This is a genomic window from Clostridioides sp. ES-S-0048-02, assembly GCF_020658495.1.
GTDB lineage: Bacteria > Bacillota > Clostridia > Peptostreptococcales > Peptostreptococcaceae > Clostridioides.
This window is the reverse complement of sequence record NZ_JACVWH010000018.1, coordinates 14,857-34,054: the sequence shown is the minus strand read 5'-3', so window position 1 is coordinate 34,054 and position 19,198 is coordinate 14,857. Positions and strand designations below refer to the sequence as shown.

The window sequence follows — 19,198 nt, the reverse complement described above, 5'->3', positions numbered from 1 at the left end:
CTGTTTTTTGTAATTTAAATTTTAAAATAAATTATTTTTAAAATTAATATATAATTTAAAAAATAATTTAAATAAAAGTTTGTTTATAATGTTTAAAGAACTTAAAAAACAATAAAATGGAATAACTAATCTATTTAAAAATTCAAAACTATATTTAATTATATTAATGGAATGGCTGATACTTTTAAAAAAAGATATGTCATTGAAAAATATTAAAAGATATAATAGTATTTTATCTAAGAATAACTTGAAAAGAGAGGGGAAAAGTAATGCATGAATTACTTGAGGCATTAATTAAGGTATATAAATATCAAATGTTTTTTGTTGTTTTAGTTTTTTTTCTAGCTTTTATACAAAGTAAATTTAAGTTCAAAAATAAATCTTCAAACTTTCTAAAAGATAATATTAATGTATTAGATATAGTAGGTTCATGGACATACTTTTTTGTATTTTGCATACCATTTCTGGGGTATTTGGCTTCTGCATTAGCTATTTTAGGAATACTTCTTAACTTAGGAGGAGATTTTGAAAAGGATCATGCTAAATATTTATTAAATGTAATTAAATCTATTTATGATAAAGAAGTAGATATTAATAGACAATATAAGAATGAGTTTAGAACAATAGAAAGTATTTTATCTGACATTAGAAACCCTTACCACAAAATAGTCGTAGAAAATGCAGTTATTCTTGACTCATTTGTGAATGAATACAAAAATATAAAAGACTATTTTAAAACTGAAAAAGAAGAACTTGATATATATAACGAAATAAAAATATCTTTAATTAATCTTTTAAAATTTACTGATAATATGGCTAATCGCTCTAAAAGAGAAATGGTTTTAGATGAAAAAGAAATATTATTAAAAGATATTAAAAAATACAATAGTATGTTAAAAGAATATACAAAGCTATAATATATATAAGTGATATTTTAAACTTGAATAGTATTAAGGTTTCAAAGAATGTTAAACAAACATATGAAAAATAGTATCAGTAATGAAGATTTTTTCTCATTTAAAGAGATTATTAAGGGGTTGTTATTTTAGTGGATTGTTTAGAAAAAATAAAAGAAGAGTATGATTATATATCTATAAAGGGCAAGGATAAAATAAATTTTAATGATAAATATGAAATTGATTTAAGAGAAAGTGAAGAAGTAAAAACTATATTAGAAGAAATAAATATGAATAATATGGATAATATACTTAAATTTGGAAGTGCATCTTCAAAGAGTGTTACAGAAATATCTGATGGACTGTTATATTCATTGAAAAATTATTGTGAAATTGACATAAATGAAGTATTAAATAAATTAGACAAAGTAATAAATGAATTTGATTTTGATGAACTAAAAGAATCTAATAAATCAAATTTTTTTAAGCAAATATTTAAAAAAAATAAATATAAATTAGATAAACAAATAAGTAAATATACAGTGATAGTAGATGAAGTTGATAAAAGCTATTTTATATTAAAAAAATATGAAATAGATTTAAGAGATCAATTAAAAAAAATGAACATGTTATATGAATCAAACTTTGAATATTGTAGTAGCTTGGAAAATTATATAGCAGCAAGTGGAATTGTTTTAGAGAATTTAGACAAAGAATTGTCCATAGAATTAGAAAAAACACAGTCTTATGAAAAAGTGGGATTTTTAAAGGAGAATAAAGAAATCTTAGAACAAAGAATTTATGATTTAAAGATAGCTCGAAATATATCTTTGCAGAATATAGCATTAATGGAGCAAATTCAAAATTATAATTTTGATTTAATAAATTTAATAAAATCTTCTCTTATAATTACACTACCTATTTTTAAGCGATGTTTAACAAACTCAATAATATTAAAAAAACAGGAACTTTTGTCAATAGGAATAAATAGCGTGCAAAAGTCAATAAACAAATTTTTTATGAAGAATAAAGTAAGCACATCTAAAAATAATTTGAAAATAATTGAGAATCAAACTGACTTATATTCACTATATAAAAAAATAATGTGTGGCATAGAAGAATATAAGAAAATAAAAGTGGAAAATAATATTGAAGATAGTTTTTTTAAATTAGAAAATTTAAAAGAAGAAATGAAATATTAATAATTTTAAATCAATAAAAATAATGGGAGAATAAAAAAATAGTTATGTATCAAGATAGGAGTTTAAATTATATTTTATATTAACTAGGTGGTATGTAAATAAAAAAGAAAAATATGAAATAGTTGGAGATATAGCAACTTTATATTAACTAAGTGGAAAACAGAACAGTTTGAAACTGCTCTGTTTTTTATTTGAATTAAAAATAGAAACATAACTTAAATAAAAATTATATAAATAATTTATAAAATAACTTATATATATAATTATTTATAATGTCTAAATTTAAAAACGAGTAAAAATAATTTTCTTTGATTATTTCTATTACTATATTAAAAATTTGTATTGACTTGTAATTAATTGCACAAGAAAGTTAGAAGTAATCAGAATTGATTTACTTCTATTTTTCTTTTCTTATAATTGATACGAAGTGTTTACTCATATTATATGCAATAACTTAGTATCAATGTTTTTTATTATTCTGTAATATTATTTACCATTAGTTCACTTTCAATAACTGATATTGTTGAAAATATATCTTTCATTGAATCATCATAAAGACGAAAAATACCTCTTCCAGCAGATTTTGCTGCATAAAGAGCTTGGTCTGATTGTTCAAAGAGTATATCATATTGATTGTTTGCTTTTTCAGTAGTAGATATACCCATACTTACAGAGATTGAAAAACCCTCATACTCCCCACAAATAGATTGGAAAATCTGTTCAATAAATTCAAGAAGGTTGTCATTATATTAAAAAAAAACAAGGAATTCATCTCCTCCTACTCTTGCGATAATACCATTATTACTCAAACAATTTTTCAGACATTCTGCTGTATAGCAAAGTATTTTATCTCCAAACATATGACCTCTACTATCATTAACCTGTTTAAAATTATCTAAGTCAAGTATAATCAAAGCAAACTTACTGTCTGGCTCATCTATAAAGCTCTTTTGTATCTGCTCTTTTGCACAAGAATGAGTTAAAAGCTGAGTTAGAGAATCATGTTGTACCAGATGTTGAAGTTTTATAAGCTGACTACGCTCCTCATTAATGTCAATTACTTTTCCAACTGCTCCCATATACTGAGGAGTATCTTCAAGTAGCCATGTGGAATGACAAATAAAATGATACCATCTCTGCTCATCACCTATCTGAATTTGAAAATCATGATGGATGTCTGGAGATTCAGGAGTTGTACTACGTAGTAATCTATCTAACACTCTTAAATTGTTTATACCTATAATATGTTGAAGCTCAGAACTATGATATGGATCTATTGCGCACTTTGTTAAACCCAGTTGTTTGGTACCCCAGTCTGAAAAAGTTACTATATGCGTTGCTTCTATGTATTCAAATTGAATTTCTCTAGACATCAAAGCTAAAAACTGATACTTAGTACGCTCATTTTCTAGTAGTTGCAATGTACGCTCAGATGCCAAAAATTCCTTGTGTTGTAGTATATTTGAAGAAATATTGTGATGTTTTATTGGATCAGTAGTCGCTAAAGGATCATTTTGCAACTTATCTTGAATATGGTCAGAAATATCTATCAGACACTCTAGTAGAAGTGGATTAAATGCTCCACATTCACCATTCAAAATCATTTCGATTGCCTCTTCATGGGGAATTGCTTTTTTATAAACCCTATCACTTATTAATGCATCATATACATCTGCTAGAGCAACTATTTGTGCAGAGATTGGAATTTCATCTCCTTTAAGAGCATCTGGATACCCTCTTCCATCATAACGCTCATGATGCCAATGACAAATTTCATAGCTAACTTTGACAATTGGTTCATTTTTGTAAAAGGGTAATGTCTTCAGCATAGATGCTCCTGCCACAGAATGCGTTTTTATCACTTCAAATTCTTCTGGTGTAAGCTTGCCAGGTTTGTTTAGAATTTCATCTGGAATAGTGAGTTTTCCAATGTCATGAAGAGAGGACGCTGTGCTGATAAGTGAAATATCTGAATATGTTAAATCATATTGATCTGTTTTTTCCACTAAACGATTAAGTAGCATATTTGTCAACGTATAAATATGCAGTACATGCAGTCCACTTTCTCCATTACGAAATTCAACAATGTTACTTAAGATATTTATCATAATCTTGCTTTGCTTTTCATTTTCATAAATCTGATCTGTTACCATCTGAGCTAATTTTTTTTGCTTTCCATAAAGCATAAGAGTATTTACAACACGTCTGCGCACTATTGTTTCATCAAAAGGACGATTGATGTAATCCGTAACTCCAAGTCCATAAGCTTGATTTACATAAGAAGAGGCATTTTCAGCTGAAATCATAATAACTGGTACATCTTCAATCCAATGGTATTGGTTCATTATAGTTAATACTTCAAATCCATCCATTCTAGGCATCATTATATCCAATAGAATAAGGTCAATTTCTGTATCAGTATGCAATATATCTATAGCATGAATTCCGTCTTCTGCTTCTATGATGATATATTCATCTTCTAACATATCAGTAAGGATTGCACGATTAATTTCAGTATCATCAACAATTAATATTTTTTGTTTTTTTTTCATTTGAGTTTCTTTAAATTCATTATTTATCATCATATATCGCCCCCTTTGTGACAACACAATCATTTTTATAATGTTGATTTTAGATATTTTTTAAAACAAGTGTTAAGTTTTTCAAGTTCAATAGGTTTGGTAATATAGTTATCCATACCACAAGCATAGCCTTTGTTAACTTCTTCAATGAAAGCATTTGCGGACATAGCCACAATAGGGAGGTGGTTCATATTATTTTCTTTTTCTAACTTACGGATTTGTTGAGTTGCCTCATAACCATCCATTTTTGGCATCTGTATGTCCATAAAAACTAAGTCATAATATCCTGGCTCAACTGTTTTAATACGATCAACAGCTTCTAATCCATTCCATACCTTTTCTGTGGTTACACCAAAATAACTAATAAATTCTTCTGCAATATCCATATTTATTTCATTATCTTCAACTATAAGGACACGACCTGAATAAGTTTTCTTACTTTCAGCTACATTCACATTGGCTGCTTCCTTTGTTTTTTCACTTGATGTTAAGTTACTCATGATGTGATATAAACGGGATTTGAACACTGGTTTTGATAAAAATGCATTAATGCCAGCTGCCTTTGCTTCTTCCTCAATATCAGCCCAATCATATGCAGTAAGAACAATAATTGGTAATTCATCACCAACTATCTTACGTATCTGACGCGTTGTTTGTAGACCATCCATGACTGGCATTTTCCAATCTATAATAACTACATGATAATCTTGGTTAATTTCATGGGCCATTTTTGTTTTCTCCACGGCTTCAATACCACTAAGTACCCATTCACAATTCATGCCAATTTCCTGTATAATTCTTACTGTGTTTTCACATGCAATTTCGTCATCATCTACAACTAGCGAACGCAAATCGTATAATTTACTATAATCAAATGTTTCTTCTTCACAGGTCTGTAATTTAATAGGAATAGTTACTATAAATGTGGTACCTTTACCAAGTTCACTTTCAATCTGAATTTGACCACCCATCATATCTACAATATTCTTTGTAATGGCCATACCAAGTCCTGTACCTTCTACTCTACTTTTTGTGGAAGTCTCTGCACGCTCAAAAGGTTGGAATATCTTTTTTATAAAATCTTCAGACATACCAATTCCTGTATCACGCATTATAAACTGATAACTGCCATAACCTTTTGTAGTTGGTGGCAACTCTCGAATAGTTAAACCAATTTTACCACCAGGTTGTGTAAACTTCAATGAGTTACCTATAATATTTGTCATAATACGATTAATTTGTAAAGCATCTCCAATCACTTTTTCATGAGAGATATCACTAACATTGATTTCCATTTGTATATCTTTCTCAATAGCTTGTGGATATGTAATACTAATGAAATCATCAATTAGCTCAGGGAGTTTAAAATCTTCGTCATTTAGTGAAACTTTTCCACTTTCAATTCTACTCATATCTAAAACATCATTAATTAGTCCTAACATATGACGTGAAGATGACAATATTTTGGTTAGACAGTCTTTTACTTTATCTTTCTTATCAATATCCATGGCTGCAATTACAGTAAGACCAATAATTGCATTCATTGGAGTACGAATATCATGAGACATATTAAATAAAAATTGAGATTTTGCCAAATTTGCACGTTGTTCTACTTCAAGTTCAGCTAGAGCAGAATTCATTTCTTCTTCAGACTTGTATTTAAGTCTTAGTATGTATTGATAAAAAATAATAGCAATTAAAACTGATACACTAAGAATACTACCCATTATGACCATTACTCTTTTAGAACTGGTAACCAATTCGGAATATTCATTAAGTTTTCTTCCTGCACCTTCTGTGATAGTAACAGATAATGCATCCAGCTTATCTAGTTTTGGTTGTATTTCTTTTGAAAAGTATGCTTCTATATCCTCCTGCGTATTGTTCTGTGATTCCGCCATTTTCAACATCTTTATCTGGTCATTATACAGTTGAGAATAAAGTGAACGCATTGCTGGCACACTTTGTTTATCAGCTAGGTAACGATCATCTAAAAGATTAATTAATTCTGTCATTGACTTATCAATAGAACTGTAATGTGTTTTTATCCCAGTTATTACATCAGAAGTTTGGGAGTAAGATAAACGTTCTGGTAATGCACGTAACAATGTCAGATTAGCTTTGACATCACCTATTGCAACAGACACAGTATATGGATGTTCGCTGACTATGTTCATTTGTTCATTCATAGTATTAGAACTATATATATATTACATAGTATATAATAACTATCACAAATATGATGCCTGACATTATTTTTGATAATAGGTTTATATTCGTTTTTATTAGTTTATGAAACATATATTATCTGTTCCTTTCTTAAAGTTTAAGCTCTATTAGTAGAACCTTGATATTCCTTGATAGAAGCAACTACTGTATTGTAATCTTCACTTACCTGTAAAAAAAATAATGAAGTAGCTTTAATAATGTCTTCTGTACGAAGTGCTTCTGTAATCAAATGAGATGATTCTTCTAATATGTTGAATCCAAGATTTTGAGAAACTCCTTTCAATGTATGTGCAGACCTGAAAGCATCTTCAATATTACCTGTTTCTAATGATAATTTAAGTGTCTGAAAAGACTGATCCTGTAAAAACTTATTAATATATTTTTCTATGCGTTCTTCTGAGCGAAAACGGTTAAATATATCCTGATAAGCTCCACCAAAAGATTGATAACATTCTTTAATTGTCATAATTTCACCCCCCTCTATATTCATATTACTTTATATAATATTATAATCGAATCTAGGCGACAAAAGTATTATATTTAGTTAATAAATCGAAATTTTCATTAGATAATTTATCTTATAATAAATATATAAATTTTCAGTGTACAATATTTTAAAAAGAAATAATGGAATGCTTGAAACAACTAGGTTACAAGGTGTTCCCTAAAAACATAAAAAGCACTACTTGTCGTTTAATGAAATTATTGAAAATACCCAATTTATTTTGGGATTTTATATTAACTAAGTGGGATGTAAATCAAAGTTCAGAAATGCTCATAAATAATAGTGTGAGAATATAATTTAGTCCCCTTCTTGACAAGTGAACAGTTGTTAACTATATTTATTAATGGAGGTTATTATGCAAAAAAAAGTGCGAGATACAAAGAAAGTTATTTTAAAAGTTGCACTAAAATTATTTTCTGAACGAGGCTATGATGGGGTTGGTATCCGCGACATATCAAAAGAAATCGGAATAAGGGAAAGTGCACTTTATAAGCATTACAGTGGAAAGCAAGATATTTTTGACTCAATTCTCAAAGACATTGAGCATCGTTATCAAGAAGAATTTTCTACTATTCTCCCTGAAAACATGACCAATATTTTCTCAGAAGAAAATGATGTAAGAGAGGAATTATTCCGTATTAGCATTACAATGTTTAATTTCTATCTCAAAACGGAGTATGGTTCTCAACTGCGTAGAATGTTGACATTAGAACAGTATAGAACTTCTGAAGCAGGTAAGTTTTTTAGGGAATTGATAATAGATAAAGGTTTATATTATATATTAGGTGTGTTCACTAGTTTAATAAATGATGGAGTTTATATTGATGCTGATCCAATGGTTATGGCCTTGCAGTTTTATTCACCTTTATATTTGTTGTTATCAAAATACGACAATCAGCCTGAAAAATACGAAGAAGCGATATCCTTTTTAGAAAGACACATTACGATATTCAATAAAATCTATTTGAAGGATTGATAAACGATGAAAGGAATTGGAATATTGGTAGCAGAGTGGTTTATAACTGGTTTAATTGTTTATGCAGGACTATCTGGCAAGCAAATATTATTCATTAATGGTCCAAGATCAGCCGTCATCATTTTGGGCGTAATAGGATTTGCAATCTGTATGATTATGCCAACAATCGGTAAATTTATTAGCAACGCACCTTCTCACCCCTTCACAATTATGGGGTACATCTTTGGTACAATCGCATTACTAACTACGATGACACAAATATTTAAATGGAATATTCCTATCATCTATGACCCGAAAACTGCACTTTTTGTAGTTGCTGGTTGCATTGTCATAAAGTCAATCATTGCCAGGTTTGCACTGTTGATAGTTAAATAAAAAGTGTATATATAATTTATATAATAAGTTTAATAAAAATGTAGACACAAGTTTAAATCTTTATGGCTTAAAACAGAACAACGTAAAACTCCTATATAATTATCTTCTAAATTATATAGGAGTTTTAAAATACTGTAAAAACTTTAAATTCATTAAAAGTAGAATAAATCTTCAAATTTTTTGTCTAGAGCAATACACAAAATAAGTGCTAATTTTGCAGTCGGATTAAACTGACCTGTTTCTATTGAACTTATAGTGTTTCTTGATACTCCAACCATTTCAGCTAATTGAGTTTGTGATAACTTTTTCTCTGCTCTTGCTGTCTTTAAGTGATTTTTTAAAATTAGTTCATCATTCATATATTTACCTCAATGATGCTGAAACAAAATTAATTAATGAAGTAATTGTTACAATTAAACTGAAGGTTGCAACAAAAATATATTGTTTTTTACGTGTAAATTGATATTTTGCAATACTCTCAGCAACTATAAATGTCCAAAATAAGGCTGCTACTGTATAGCTTTTTTGGCCAATAAAGGCGTTAAATATTACAATGAAACAAAATACACATGTAAAAGCAATATAGCCTATTTTTCGACCCTTATTTTCAACATACTCTAATCCTTCATCTTTCCTTGATTGGCGACTTTTATTTAGAATTTCCTCTTTATTCATTCGGAGCACCTCCTATTTAGATGCAAAGTTTACTTGGTATCTTTATTATATCATGCCAAGTTTTATTGTCAATAATTTTGAAAAGAAAACTTGGCAAAAATATGCTATAATGAATGTATAATATGTAATGTGCAACATTAAAAAAATAGTTAGAATGGTTGAAAATACAGATTCTAATTTAGGGATTTATATTAACTAAGTGGTATATAAATAAGGTAATTATAGGAGTGGTTTTCAATGTTAATAAATTATTACGATAGAGGTTATTTCAAACAAATTTATATTACAAGTATTCTTGTAATAATATTTTCGATAATATGTGCATTCAAGGCAACATTTCTATTCTTATTACTCGCAGGTTTTTATCTTGAACAAACATATAAATTTTTAATAAAGTATAAAAATAAGCTTTATATTTCAATTACTGATGATGATATTTTGATTGATAATAAATATATTTTTAGAGGTAAAAATACTAAAAATCATATCAACTTTAAAGATATAGTAGGTATAAATAAACAAGATAATATTATCGAAATTTTTACTAATGAAAACTCTTATTGTATATATCTAAAAGCCTTAAGCATTGAGAGCGAAGAATATCTAATAAGTAGACTAAAATCATTTTGTTGATTTCATATATCTTATAAGTAGAAAACAGAGTAGTTAAAACTGCTCTGTTTTTGCAATTAAAATTTAAAAATACACTATAGATAAAATGCATATATACATTATGAAATAACTTATAAATAAAATTATTAATAATGTTTAAAAAAAGTTGTTTTCTATATCTAATTTAATTAGCAAACTGAGATTCTTATTAGATGAATTATGCTATAATATGCAGTGTGCAACATTTTGAAAAAGGATGTTGTAAGGATTGTAAATACTGAGTTGCAACGTGTTTTTAAAAAATACCAAAAAACACTATTTGTGACTCACTGCAATTTTTAATATTTTATATGACTGAAAGTATTGAAAATGCCCGATTTATTTTGGGGTTTTATATTAACTAAGTGGTAAACAGAGTAGTTCTAACTACTCTGTTTTTTATTTGTAAATTTAATAAAATTAAATAAACGGTAAAAATTGGAAATTGATTATTGCAAAAATAGGTACTATGCTTGTAGTATAAAGAATATATATATCGAAATGATATATATAAAACTACGTATAAAAAATACTTTTAAAATAATCACAATCTTTACTTTAATATTAAACTCATATTAGGATATGACATATTAAAGCAAAAAATATAGATTATATTAGTTTTAAAAAACTTAAAAATCGAAGAGGAGAGTCTGTTATTATTCAGAAGTTGGGTAATTACAAAAATATAAATCAGAATATTTTGAAAATGAGGGGCGATTTTATGGGAGAATTAAAATTTGAATCAAAAGTGAATTACATTAAGAATAAGAAAAGAGTTGCTACATCTATACATCAAGTGAAAGAAATCTCTAAAAAGATTATGACTTTTTGACAGATTGCATAGAAACATTTTATATAAAAATAAAAGAGGTTTGATAAAGTTCAAGCCTCTTTTATTTTTACTTATTTTTCTTTTGTAGGAGTTCTATCATTTTTAAGATAGCATCTCTATCTTCTTGTTCTAATTCATAAAGCTTGTTAGTTATTTCTTTCACATCATCATCAATTTCTAAGTCAGCTAGACAATCTTTATAAATTTCACCCTTTCCATTTCTTAGCCATTCTTCGTTTACTTCAAATTCTCTACATATGTCATTAATACTTCTTTCTGTCAAAACTCTTTTTCCTTTTTCTAGCAAAGAAATTTGATCTTGTGATAAGTAAATTCTTTCTCCAAAAGATCTTTGAGAAAGTCTTTCAAGAGTTCTTAGTTCATTTAACCTTTTTCCAATTTCTTTAGATTTTAATTCTTTTGAAACTTCTTCCATTTTTACAATCCTCCCTTGTAATTATTATACTATAAAACCACGACTTTGTCATTGAAATAATAATAATAACGACAAAATAATAATAAAAACAAAAAAATATTGATTTTTAACGACAAAGTAGTTATAATTAAAATAAGTCGGACAACAAAGTAAGCATAGGGGGATGAAAAATGATTTGTTCAAACAAAGAAAAAGTAGAAACAGCTTTGATGATAGACTATTTAAAGAAAAATGAACCCAACAAATGGAGAAGCATAGAAATTTTAATTTCTAGTACATACACATTGAGTAATTTTAAAAAAGGAAATAAGAATGTTATACATCAGAAATAACAATTAACAGTGAATATTTAAAAGGAGTGACAAACTTGAAAATTTCAGATTTTAATAAAGAACATGTAAGCAAAGCAATTCAACTGCAAGAAACAAGATTTAATACCAGCATAGATTGTATTATTACAAAAGTAGAAAAGAATGAAATACTAGTCATGTATTATGAAAAAGAAACAGAAGAAATAACATATAAAACCCTAACTAAAGAAGACCTAATGTTTAATGATTATAAGCTTAAACTATTATCTTAAAAAGGGGCTTCACGAAAGGGGGTGATAAATTTGGAACTCTTAAAGGATGCAAGAAAAAAAGAGTGGTTTTGGTTAGAAAATGACTTGATTGATAGAGAAGATTTGACCATTTATGAAAAAATGATTTACATAGTGCTCGCAAGATATTCTGATGATAATAGTTGTTGCTTTCCAAGTTACAGGACAATTTCGTTAAAATGTGGGTGCAGTGAAAGACAAGCTAAGAATGTAATAAAAATCTTAGAAGAAAAAAGGCTGATTAAAAAAGAAAATAGAATAAAAAGTAACTCAAATGAAAAAGAGAGTAATATATATTTTATTTTAACAGCTAAGTTAGGTAGTGAATATGATGCACAACAGGTAGTGAATATGATGCACAACCCTAGTGCACCTCATGCACAACAGGTGGTGCATGAGGTGCACAGTAAAAAGACTTATAATAAAAAGACTTATATAAAAAGTAATACCACTCCACAAAAAGAACCTAAAACTGATTATTTAGACTTATCATTCTTGGACTTAGATATAGAAAAAGTAAAACTAACTAAAGAGGAATATGACAAACTTATAAGCAAGTTTGGGAAGAAATACATACATGATAAAATTGTTAGTTTAGAAAACTATATCGTTAATGGGAAAGGGAGTAGGTATAAGAGCCACTACAGGGCTTTGTTAACTTGGGGAAATGGAGATGTTAGCAAAGGTATAGTATCAGAGGTTACAAAGGCTAAGAATCCACTTGCTGGCTTCAAAGAACTTTAAAAACTAAATAGACAGGAGAATTGATTATAAAAGATGAAAAGTTAGAACTTACTGAAAAAGACTTGCACTGTATTGCAAGGTATTTGCAAAATGAGGTAATGCAAGTAGCATTTAAAGGAGATAGAGAAGCCCTTAATTGTAACATTTTAAAAATATAGGTTTAGAGGTGAAGTTTGCATGCATGAAAAAACTAAAAGAGTAAAAAGAAAATTATCTGATATTCTGCTTATTTTAATGATAATGAGCCTCTTTGGTGACATTTACTTTATTCATGAAGTTAAAAGTAGAATTAAAGAAATAGAAGAGGTAAAAGAAATTATGCTTGAGGATCTCCAGACAATAGAGAAATATATGGATAAGTTAGAAATAGATTAGGAGGGTGATTAAGTGAATTACTCTTTAGAAGCAGAGCAAAACATTTTAGGAAGTTTTCTTATAAATGACTCAATAACATACAAAATAAGGGAACTAAAAGAAAATGATTTTTACTTTGAATCACATAAAATTATTTTATCTTGCATGAAGAAAATAATTGATTCAAATAAACCTTTAGATATTTTGCTTTTAAAAAATGAATTAGAAAAAATAGATAAATTAGTAGATGTTGGAGGAGTTAGTTACATTACCAGTTTAACAACTATAGTCATAACTACTTCAAACATAGATCACTATATAAAAATCATAAAAGAGAAGTTACTTAAAAGACAAATTTCAGAGTTAGCAAATGAATTAATTAATAATTCAAATTCAGATACAAGTATAAACGAATTGATTGTTGATATAAACGATTTAAAAACACTTGTGACGACGAGCAGTAGCGCAAATGATAATTACATTGATGCATCAAAAATAAAACGTGAAAAAGGCGTACACAAGTCCATAGATACAGGTTTTAATAAATTAAATAATGCTCTAGATGGATTTAGGTATGGAACTCTTACAATTCTGACTGGTAAACCTGCATCTGGAAAATCGACTATAGTTAATCAGTTTATAGCAGAAGCAATTGCGAATAAAGAAAAAGCCTTTTTATATTCTGGAGAATTACCTGCTTTTATGGCTATGGATTGGTTTAGAAAAACTGTGGCTAATGATTATCATATAAAAGAATATCAAAGCGTTTATGGAGGCGCATACACAGATATTCCAAACTATGCAGTTGATTTGATTGCAGACTGGATAAAAGATAAATTTTTTCTCTATGATGAAGATGCAATAAGCGATGAAGTAAACCTATTAAACACCATAGAACACTTGTATTTAAAAAAAGGGGTTAGACTCTTTGTTCTTGATAATCTAATGACAATAAAAACTGGCAATAAGGCAGAGAAATATGATAGACAAGAACAGATAGTAGGCAACTTAAAAAATCTCGCTAAAAAATACAACTTAGTAATAATTTTAGTTGCACATCCTAGGAAAAATATGGGTGACATGAAGCCAACTATGTATGATGTATCTGGAGCAAGTGAGATTGTCAATTATGCAGATTATATTTTATCAACTTACAGAGTTATTGATGAAGAAGAAAAGACAGACGACACTTATTTATTAATTTTAAAAAATAGAATAACAGGAAAACAGAATATAAGTTTTAAAATGAATTTTTCAGAAAGAAGAAAAAGACTTTACACAACCAGTGAGGAGTTAAATAGAGATTACAAATATGATTTAGATAAACAATATGTCCAAGCAGAAATTCCAGAAGATTTATTTTAAAAAGAAAAGAAATTAAGGAGAAAAAATAGGAAATTTAATGAAGTAATAAATTTGAGTAAAATTCAATGTTGAAAAATTTAAAAAGTCAATATTGAAAAAATACCATTTTTCAATATTGAAATTAAAATTTGACAAAGTATTGAAAACCAATATTGAAAAAATTTAAAGAATATAGTAATTGCAATAACTGTCGAATGTGATTGCATTACGCAAAAAACACAGGTTTAAAGAAGTTGTCAAAAACTATTAAAAGATGGTAATGATAGAGAGGAAAAATAAAATTAAAAATTTTGCCAAAAGTGTTATTAAATTATTGCTAAAATTTGTTAATTAATTTCCTCGTAGAAAAATATTATTTCAAATAAATAAAGGAGTGATTTTATGATAGCATTAGAAAAATTTGCAGGTGGAGTTCTGAAAGAAAAGTTTAATACAGAGTTACAAAAAGTTTTAGATAATATTGCAGATCCAAATACAGATTTTAAAAAAACAAGAAAGATTAGTTTAGAGATAGTGTTTAAAGCAAATGAAGATAGAGATCTTGCAGAAGTAGATATAAAATCCAAGGCGACTATAGTAGAGGCAAAAGCAACGACAACTAAAGTTTTAATAGGAAAAGACTTGGAAACAGGAAGAGTTGAGGCATCTGAATTTAAAAATCAACTAGCTGGTCAGTTGTCTCTGGATGTTTCAGACAGTAATGAAACTGAAGAAACAGAAGAAAATAGTGCTGGCGTAATTGATTTTAGAAATGCAAGTTCAAAGTAATTTAAGAGAAGTAATAAAATATAAATTTAAATAAAAAGGAGAATAAAAAAATGATAAAAAATGCAATGGAATATTTAGTTAAGTTAGGAAAAAGAGAAACAGTATGCGTAGATGGATTTAACTACACAACAGATAGATTAGAAATAATAGAAGAGCCAAGGGCTAATGATTTAGAAATAACTACATTAAGTGGGCTAGTGGACTATATAAAAAGTGGCATAGATTATAAAGAGGATGAGCTTTTATTAATACAAGTTCTAACTCCAAAAAAAGTTCTTTTAAGATCTGCTTTAAGAAAAAATAGAGATAGAGAAACATACATTGAGTGTGTTGCGCTACTTCCAGATAAAAGATTTGATAGACCTTTAGATTTAGACACTTTTAACATAATGCTACAATCAGCATTTATAAAAAATAGTGATAGAGATACGCTTTTGAAAATTGCAGGTAATATTCAAGAATCTACAGTAAAAAATGTTGGAGATGATGGAGTTTCTCAATCTGTAACAATAAAAACAGGTGTTGCTAGTGTATCAGAAGCAATAGTTCCAAATAGAGTAAAGTTAATTCCTTATCGTACTTTCCAAGAGATAGAGCAGCCAGAAAGTGAATTTATTTTTAGAATGAGTACTGGACCAGCAGCAGGATTATATGAAGCAGATGGTGGAGCATGGAAGAATCAAGCAATATTAAATATTAAAGCGTACTTACAAGAAGAATTAAAAGATTTTAAAAATGTAAATATAATTGCTTAATTGAAAGTCTAAGAGGGCTTATTATAAGTCCTCTTAGTAAACAAGGGAGGGGATTAGATGAAAAGGATTTGTCATATGAGTATTTTAGAGAGAGCTGAATTTACAGATAAAATAGCCAATGCAATCATGTATACAGATGAAAGTATTGGAAAGGGAGATGCTTTTGTTGATGCAATTGAGGTTGTAAAGCAGATGGAGAGAAGAGAAAACGAAACATATGAGAAAGGAGACATTGCTATATGAATAATACGGTTTTAGTTGGAAGATTAGCAAGAGATCCAGAGTTGAGATATATTCCAGGCTATGGCACTCCAGTTGCCACTTTTGCATTAGCAGTTGATAGGGGCTATGTAAAAAAAGATGGAACTAGGGAAGTTGATTTTATACCAATTGAAGTTATGGGAGGATCAGCAGAATTTTGTGCTAATTATCTAGCGAAAGGAAGAATGGTTTCAGTTCAAGGTCAAATAAGGATAGAGAAATATGAAAAAGATGGAGAGAAAAAAACTTTCACAAAAGTAAGAACAAAAATTGTTAATGCACTTGATCATAAGCCAAAGGATGAAGAAAAAGAAATTGGTTTTCAAGTTCTAGATGATGAAGATATTCCATTTTAAATTGGATGGTGATTATATGAGAAGTTTAGAGGAGAGAAATAAGTTAGTTGAAGAAAATATAAATTTCGTATGGTTTATTATAAGAAGATATTTCAGAGTATTTATTTCAAAATATCCATATCTTCAAGATGATACATTTTCAGAAGGATGTATTGGATTATGTAAAGCAGCGGATTATTTTGATAGTGAAAAACGTATTGAGTTTACCACTTTTGCAGCTGTATGTATAAAAGGTCAAATATTTAAATTCGTAGGTAGATATGTTAAAAAACATTACAGAACAGATATAGATAGTTTTGAAAAATGTATCTATAAAAATACTCATGGTGAAGAAATAAGGATAGAAGATAGGTTGGCTGGTAATGACAATGTAGATATAGAAAATGTTCATGTTATTAGATCTTGTATAAAAAGAAGTAAAATAGAAGATATAGAAAAAATAACGTACTTAAGAGAAAAAGGATATAGTCAAAAAGAAATAGGCGAAGTGCTTGGGACTAACCAAATGGCAATATGCAGGAGACTTGGAAAATTAAAAGCTGAAATTAATATACTAGGAAAATAATATAAGTATTTAAGTTTATTGGAAGTAAAATGAAGATTAAAATAGTTGGTGGTAGGGAAAATGAGTGCCCAATATGTGGTGGCAATGTATTTAAACTTGAAACTAATATTGGAATAGTTTGGCAATGTAAAGACTGTGGATGTATGTATCAAGACTTTGAATGTAAGAAAAATTAAAGGAGAAACAATGTTAGATTTATTAAAAAAATTAATAATTGAAGAATTGATAAAATCAAATATAAAGATGGATATTTTAGATACAAAAGAATTTGAAAAAGAAGTAAAGGAATTGGACATAGGAATATTAATGAGATTGTATGAGCCAATGGTGCACTTACATTGTATGAGAAATGGGAATAAGGAACTTGAAAAAATGAAGGTAGAAGATTTTTTAAGAAATGCTGGTGCAGACATAGAGGAAAAGTAATCTTATTCAAAAAGAAAAGAGGAGCCTTACTTCACGCTCCCGTTTGTCAAAACTCTAAAACTGTCATAACAAAATCATTATAACATAAATGGGAGTGTGAAGTAACATTGGCCAATAAAAAAGATACTTTGTTCAGTAGTACAGAGGGCAAATTATATAGTTATAAAAAAGCAAAAGCAGAAATAGAGAAAATAGGTATCGATATAGAAATAATAAAAAATGACTATAGAGGATGCAGTAGTATTGAAATTAAAGAGAAATCAAGTAGAACATATAACACTAAAAGTGTAGTTGAGATAGAAGTTGAAGAGAAAGAAAGGAAAGTACTATTAAAAGAAAAAGAGAAAAGACATAAGGAATTATTAGTTGAAAAAATAGATAATGCAATGAAGATATTAAGTGAAGAAGAAAAGAAAATAGTCCAATATAAGTATTTTTCAAATAATAGGACATCTTGGGAATATGTCGGTAGAATGATTGGATTTTCAACAAGTAAGTGTAAACAGATGAGAATAGAGATTATAGATAAGATAAAAGGATTACTTTGAAATACATTATTTATAATTAGTAAAAATAAAATTTATAATATAGATAATTAAAAATAATATAAAAATTTATTATTGCTAGTTATGATTTTATATCAGTTGAAGGATAAGAAAAATGCTCAAGATTTATGTAAATAAGATACTTTTGTAAATCTTGAGCATTTTAATGTTTATAAATTAAATGGAAGAAGCTATTTATAGTGACTATATTGTGTAAATAGTCTTAAGATTACTAGAAGAAGTAAAGAAATACATCTTATATGTACTAGAGTATAAAAGAGATTGGAATCAAAGTCGAGTAAATTAATTAGAATTATTTTTATTCATATTTAAACTATTCAAATTGTTTTCCCAGTTTTTTATCTCCTTTTTAATTTCTTCACTTAAAGTATTACTTGAAGACATTTTCTTTAATTTATCGTTCAAGGATTTCTTTTGTTCCTCTGAAAGATCTGTTTTTATTGTAGGATCAATAATATCTATTACATCTTTTACATCAAAATCAACAAATTTGCACAATTCTTCTAAATGATCAATTAGAAAACCTAGACCTTCATATGACCATTCTTTATAATTTTTCCCGTTCTTTAATATGAATTCATTAACTTCATAACTTTGATTTGCTAATTCAAAGAATGAACCTGAAGGATCCATTATATCATTTATAGAGTTTTCATAGTTAACAATATTAATTTGTCTTATTAATTTCTCTTTTTCTGTTAAGTTACTATAATTCTTGTTAACAAAAGCAACTAATCCAAATTCAAAATTTAAAATTGAATCTTTACGCTGTTTTACTGAATCTTCTCCAAATTCTCTAAGACCTTCTAAATTTTTATCAATGGCCTTGTCTCTAATCTCTATTAATTGTTCTATACTTAAATCTTCTAAGTTTTTAGGCACTATTTCTTCATTATTTTTAGTAACTTCTTTTAATTTATCATTTGTATTTCTATTATTGAAAACAAATATAGCAGTGAATAAACTTAAAACTATTACCAATATAATTAAACTTATGTTTTTCTTATTTAGCATATTAATCCTCCTTTATGGCAATGTATATATAATTATAACGAAGAATGAATTGATTTTTAGACAC

Annotated in this window: 25 protein-coding genes and 1 pseudogene; 19 read left to right on the top strand and 7 right to left on the bottom strand. The window is 27.7% G+C overall.

The window, feature by feature from the left end; translation table 11 throughout:
• Positions 1 to 269 precede the first annotated feature (269 nt).
• Together IC173_RS16880 and IC173_RS16875 are read left to right on the top strand one after the other, a co-directional pair.
• Entirely contained in the window at positions 270 to 917 is a 648-nt protein-coding gene (locus IC173_RS16880) for a hypothetical protein (protein WP_227855913.1), read from the top strand.
• A 131-nt stretch (positions 918 to 1,048) separates the two neighbouring features.
• A complete protein-coding gene (locus tag IC173_RS16875; protein WP_227855912.1) occupies positions 1,049 to 2,098 on the top strand; it encodes a toxic anion resistance protein in 1,050 nt (349 codons plus the stop codon).
• 473 nt (positions 2,099 to 2,571) lie between these two features.
• Here IC173_RS16875 and IC173_RS16870 read toward each other — a convergent pair.
• The 3 genes and pseudogenes from IC173_RS16870 to IC173_RS16860 form a co-directional block, all read right to left on the bottom strand.
• Positions 2,572 to 4,650 (bottom strand): annotated as a pseudogene (locus tag IC173_RS16870) (diguanylate cyclase domain-containing protein).
• A gap of 65 nt (positions 4,651 to 4,715) precedes the next feature.
• Positions 4,716 to 6,869, bottom strand: coding sequence for a response regulator (locus IC173_RS16865; RefSeq protein WP_227855911.1), 2,154 nt, complete (start codon positions 6,867 to 6,869; stop codon positions 4,716 to 4,718).
• Between the two features lie 137 nt (positions 6,870 to 7,006).
• Positions 7,007 to 7,399, bottom strand: a complete 393-nt coding sequence (locus IC173_RS16860) for an Hpt domain-containing protein (protein WP_227855910.1) — start codon at positions 7,397 to 7,399, stop codon at positions 7,007 to 7,009.
• Between the two features lie 370 nt (positions 7,400 to 7,769).
• On the opposite strand from IC173_RS16860, the gene IC173_RS16855 reads away from it, so the two are divergent.
• The gene (locus tag IC173_RS16855) at positions 7,770 to 8,390 is read left to right on the top strand and encodes a TetR/AcrR family transcriptional regulator (protein WP_227855909.1); all 621 of its coding nucleotides are present in this window, start codon (positions 7,770 to 7,772) and stop codon (positions 8,388 to 8,390) included.
• A gap of 6 nt (positions 8,391 to 8,396) precedes the next feature.
• Positions 8,397 to 8,765: a hypothetical protein gene (locus IC173_RS16850; protein WP_227855908.1), complete on the top strand. Its 369-nt coding sequence runs from the start codon at positions 8,397 to 8,399 to the stop codon at positions 8,763 to 8,765.
• A 152-nt stretch (positions 8,766 to 8,917) separates the two neighbouring features.
• On the opposite strand, the gene IC173_RS16845 is transcribed toward IC173_RS16850, so the two are convergent.
• Together IC173_RS16845 and IC173_RS16840 are read right to left on the bottom strand one after the other, a co-directional pair.
• A complete protein-coding gene (locus tag IC173_RS16845) occupies positions 8,918 to 9,124 on the bottom strand; it encodes a helix-turn-helix transcriptional regulator (RefSeq protein ID WP_227836451.1) in 207 nt (68 codons plus the stop codon).
• A gap of 4 nt (positions 9,125 to 9,128) precedes the next feature.
• Positions 9,129 to 9,440, bottom strand: a complete 312-nt coding sequence (locus IC173_RS16840; RefSeq protein WP_227836450.1) for a DUF6442 family protein — start codon at positions 9,438 to 9,440, stop codon at positions 9,129 to 9,131.
• 237 nt (positions 9,441 to 9,677) lie between these two features.
• Between IC173_RS16840 and IC173_RS16835 the strand changes: the two genes are divergently transcribed.
• Positions 9,678 to 10,073, top strand: coding sequence for a hypothetical protein (locus tag IC173_RS16835; protein ID WP_227845762.1), 396 nt, complete (start codon positions 9,678 to 9,680; stop codon positions 10,071 to 10,073).
• 917 nt (positions 10,074 to 10,990) lie between these two features.
• Here the strand turns inward: IC173_RS16835 and IC173_RS16830 are convergent.
• The gene (locus tag IC173_RS16830; RefSeq protein WP_227855907.1) at positions 10,991 to 11,359 is read right to left on the bottom strand and encodes a helix-turn-helix domain-containing protein; all 369 of its coding nucleotides are present in this window, start codon (positions 11,357 to 11,359) and stop codon (positions 10,991 to 10,993) included.
• A gap of 170 nt (positions 11,360 to 11,529) precedes the next feature.
• On the opposite strand from IC173_RS16830, the gene IC173_RS16825 reads away from it, so the two are divergent.
• From IC173_RS16825 to IC173_RS16760, 14 genes are all read left to right on the top strand, one after another.
• Entirely contained in the window at positions 11,530 to 11,691 is a 162-nt protein-coding gene (locus tag IC173_RS16825) for a hypothetical protein (RefSeq protein WP_227845759.1), read from the top strand.
• Positions 11,692 to 11,726: 35 nt separating this feature from the next.
• Entirely contained in the window at positions 11,727 to 11,942 is a 216-nt protein-coding gene (locus IC173_RS16820; protein ID WP_227845758.1) for a hypothetical protein, read from the top strand.
• A 30-nt stretch (positions 11,943 to 11,972) separates the two neighbouring features.
• Positions 11,973 to 12,704, top strand: a complete 732-nt coding sequence (locus IC173_RS16815; protein ID WP_227845757.1) for a helix-turn-helix domain-containing protein — start codon at positions 11,973 to 11,975, stop codon at positions 12,702 to 12,704.
• A gap of 20 nt (positions 12,705 to 12,724) precedes the next feature.
• Entirely contained in the window at positions 12,725 to 12,862 is a 138-nt protein-coding gene (locus IC173_RS16810) for a hypothetical protein (protein ID WP_227855906.1), read from the top strand.
• A gap of 19 nt (positions 12,863 to 12,881) precedes the next feature.
• Positions 12,882 to 13,079 carry a hypothetical protein gene (locus IC173_RS16805; protein WP_227845756.1) on the top strand — a complete coding sequence of 66 codons (198 nt, stop codon included), beginning with the start codon at positions 12,882 to 12,884 and terminating at the stop codon, positions 13,077 to 13,079.
• 12 nt (positions 13,080 to 13,091) lie between these two features.
• Positions 13,092 to 14,423: a DnaB-like helicase N-terminal domain-containing protein gene (locus tag IC173_RS16800; RefSeq protein ID WP_227855905.1), complete on the top strand. Its 1,332-nt coding sequence runs from the start codon at positions 13,092 to 13,094 to the stop codon at positions 14,421 to 14,423.
• A 381-nt stretch (positions 14,424 to 14,804) separates the two neighbouring features.
• Positions 14,805 to 15,191, top strand: coding sequence for a hypothetical protein (locus tag IC173_RS16795; protein ID WP_021382783.1), 387 nt, complete (start codon positions 14,805 to 14,807; stop codon positions 15,189 to 15,191).
• 50 nt (positions 15,192 to 15,241) lie between these two features.
• Positions 15,242 to 15,946 (top strand): hypothetical protein, encoded by a 705-nt coding sequence (locus IC173_RS16790; RefSeq protein ID WP_227855904.1) that lies wholly within the window; start codon positions 15,242 to 15,244, stop codon positions 15,944 to 15,946.
• A gap of 57 nt (positions 15,947 to 16,003) precedes the next feature.
• Positions 16,004 to 16,189, top strand: coding sequence for a hypothetical protein (locus IC173_RS16785; RefSeq protein ID WP_227825439.1), 186 nt, complete (start codon positions 16,004 to 16,006; stop codon positions 16,187 to 16,189).
• Positions 16,186 to 16,563 (top strand): single-stranded DNA-binding protein, encoded by a 378-nt coding sequence (locus IC173_RS16780; protein ID WP_227845859.1) that lies wholly within the window; start codon positions 16,186 to 16,188, stop codon positions 16,561 to 16,563. The genes IC173_RS16785 and IC173_RS16780 overlap by 4 nt, the downstream gene beginning before the upstream one ends.
• Positions 16,564 to 16,579: 16 nt before the next feature.
• Positions 16,580 to 17,128, top strand: coding sequence for a sigma-70 family RNA polymerase sigma factor (locus IC173_RS16775; protein WP_227855903.1), 549 nt, complete (start codon positions 16,580 to 16,582; stop codon positions 17,126 to 17,128).
• 29 nt (positions 17,129 to 17,157) lie between these two features.
• Positions 17,158 to 17,304, top strand: a complete 147-nt coding sequence (locus IC173_RS16770) for a hypothetical protein (RefSeq protein WP_227855902.1) — start codon at positions 17,158 to 17,160, stop codon at positions 17,302 to 17,304.
• 10 nt (positions 17,305 to 17,314) lie between these two features.
• A complete protein-coding gene (locus tag IC173_RS16765; RefSeq protein WP_227855901.1) occupies positions 17,315 to 17,554 on the top strand; it encodes a hypothetical protein in 240 nt (79 codons plus the stop codon).
• 107 nt (positions 17,555 to 17,661) lie between these two features.
• Positions 17,662 to 18,102 (top strand): RNA polymerase subunit sigma, encoded by a 441-nt coding sequence (locus IC173_RS16760; RefSeq protein ID WP_227831813.1) that lies wholly within the window; start codon positions 17,662 to 17,664, stop codon positions 18,100 to 18,102.
• A gap of 300 nt (positions 18,103 to 18,402) precedes the next feature.
• Here IC173_RS16760 and IC173_RS16755 read toward each other — a convergent pair whose 3' ends face one another.
• Positions 18,403 to 19,134, bottom strand: a complete 732-nt coding sequence (locus IC173_RS16755) for a hypothetical protein (protein ID WP_227855900.1) — start codon at positions 19,132 to 19,134, stop codon at positions 18,403 to 18,405.
• Between the last annotated feature and the right edge of the window lie 64 nt (positions 19,135 to 19,198).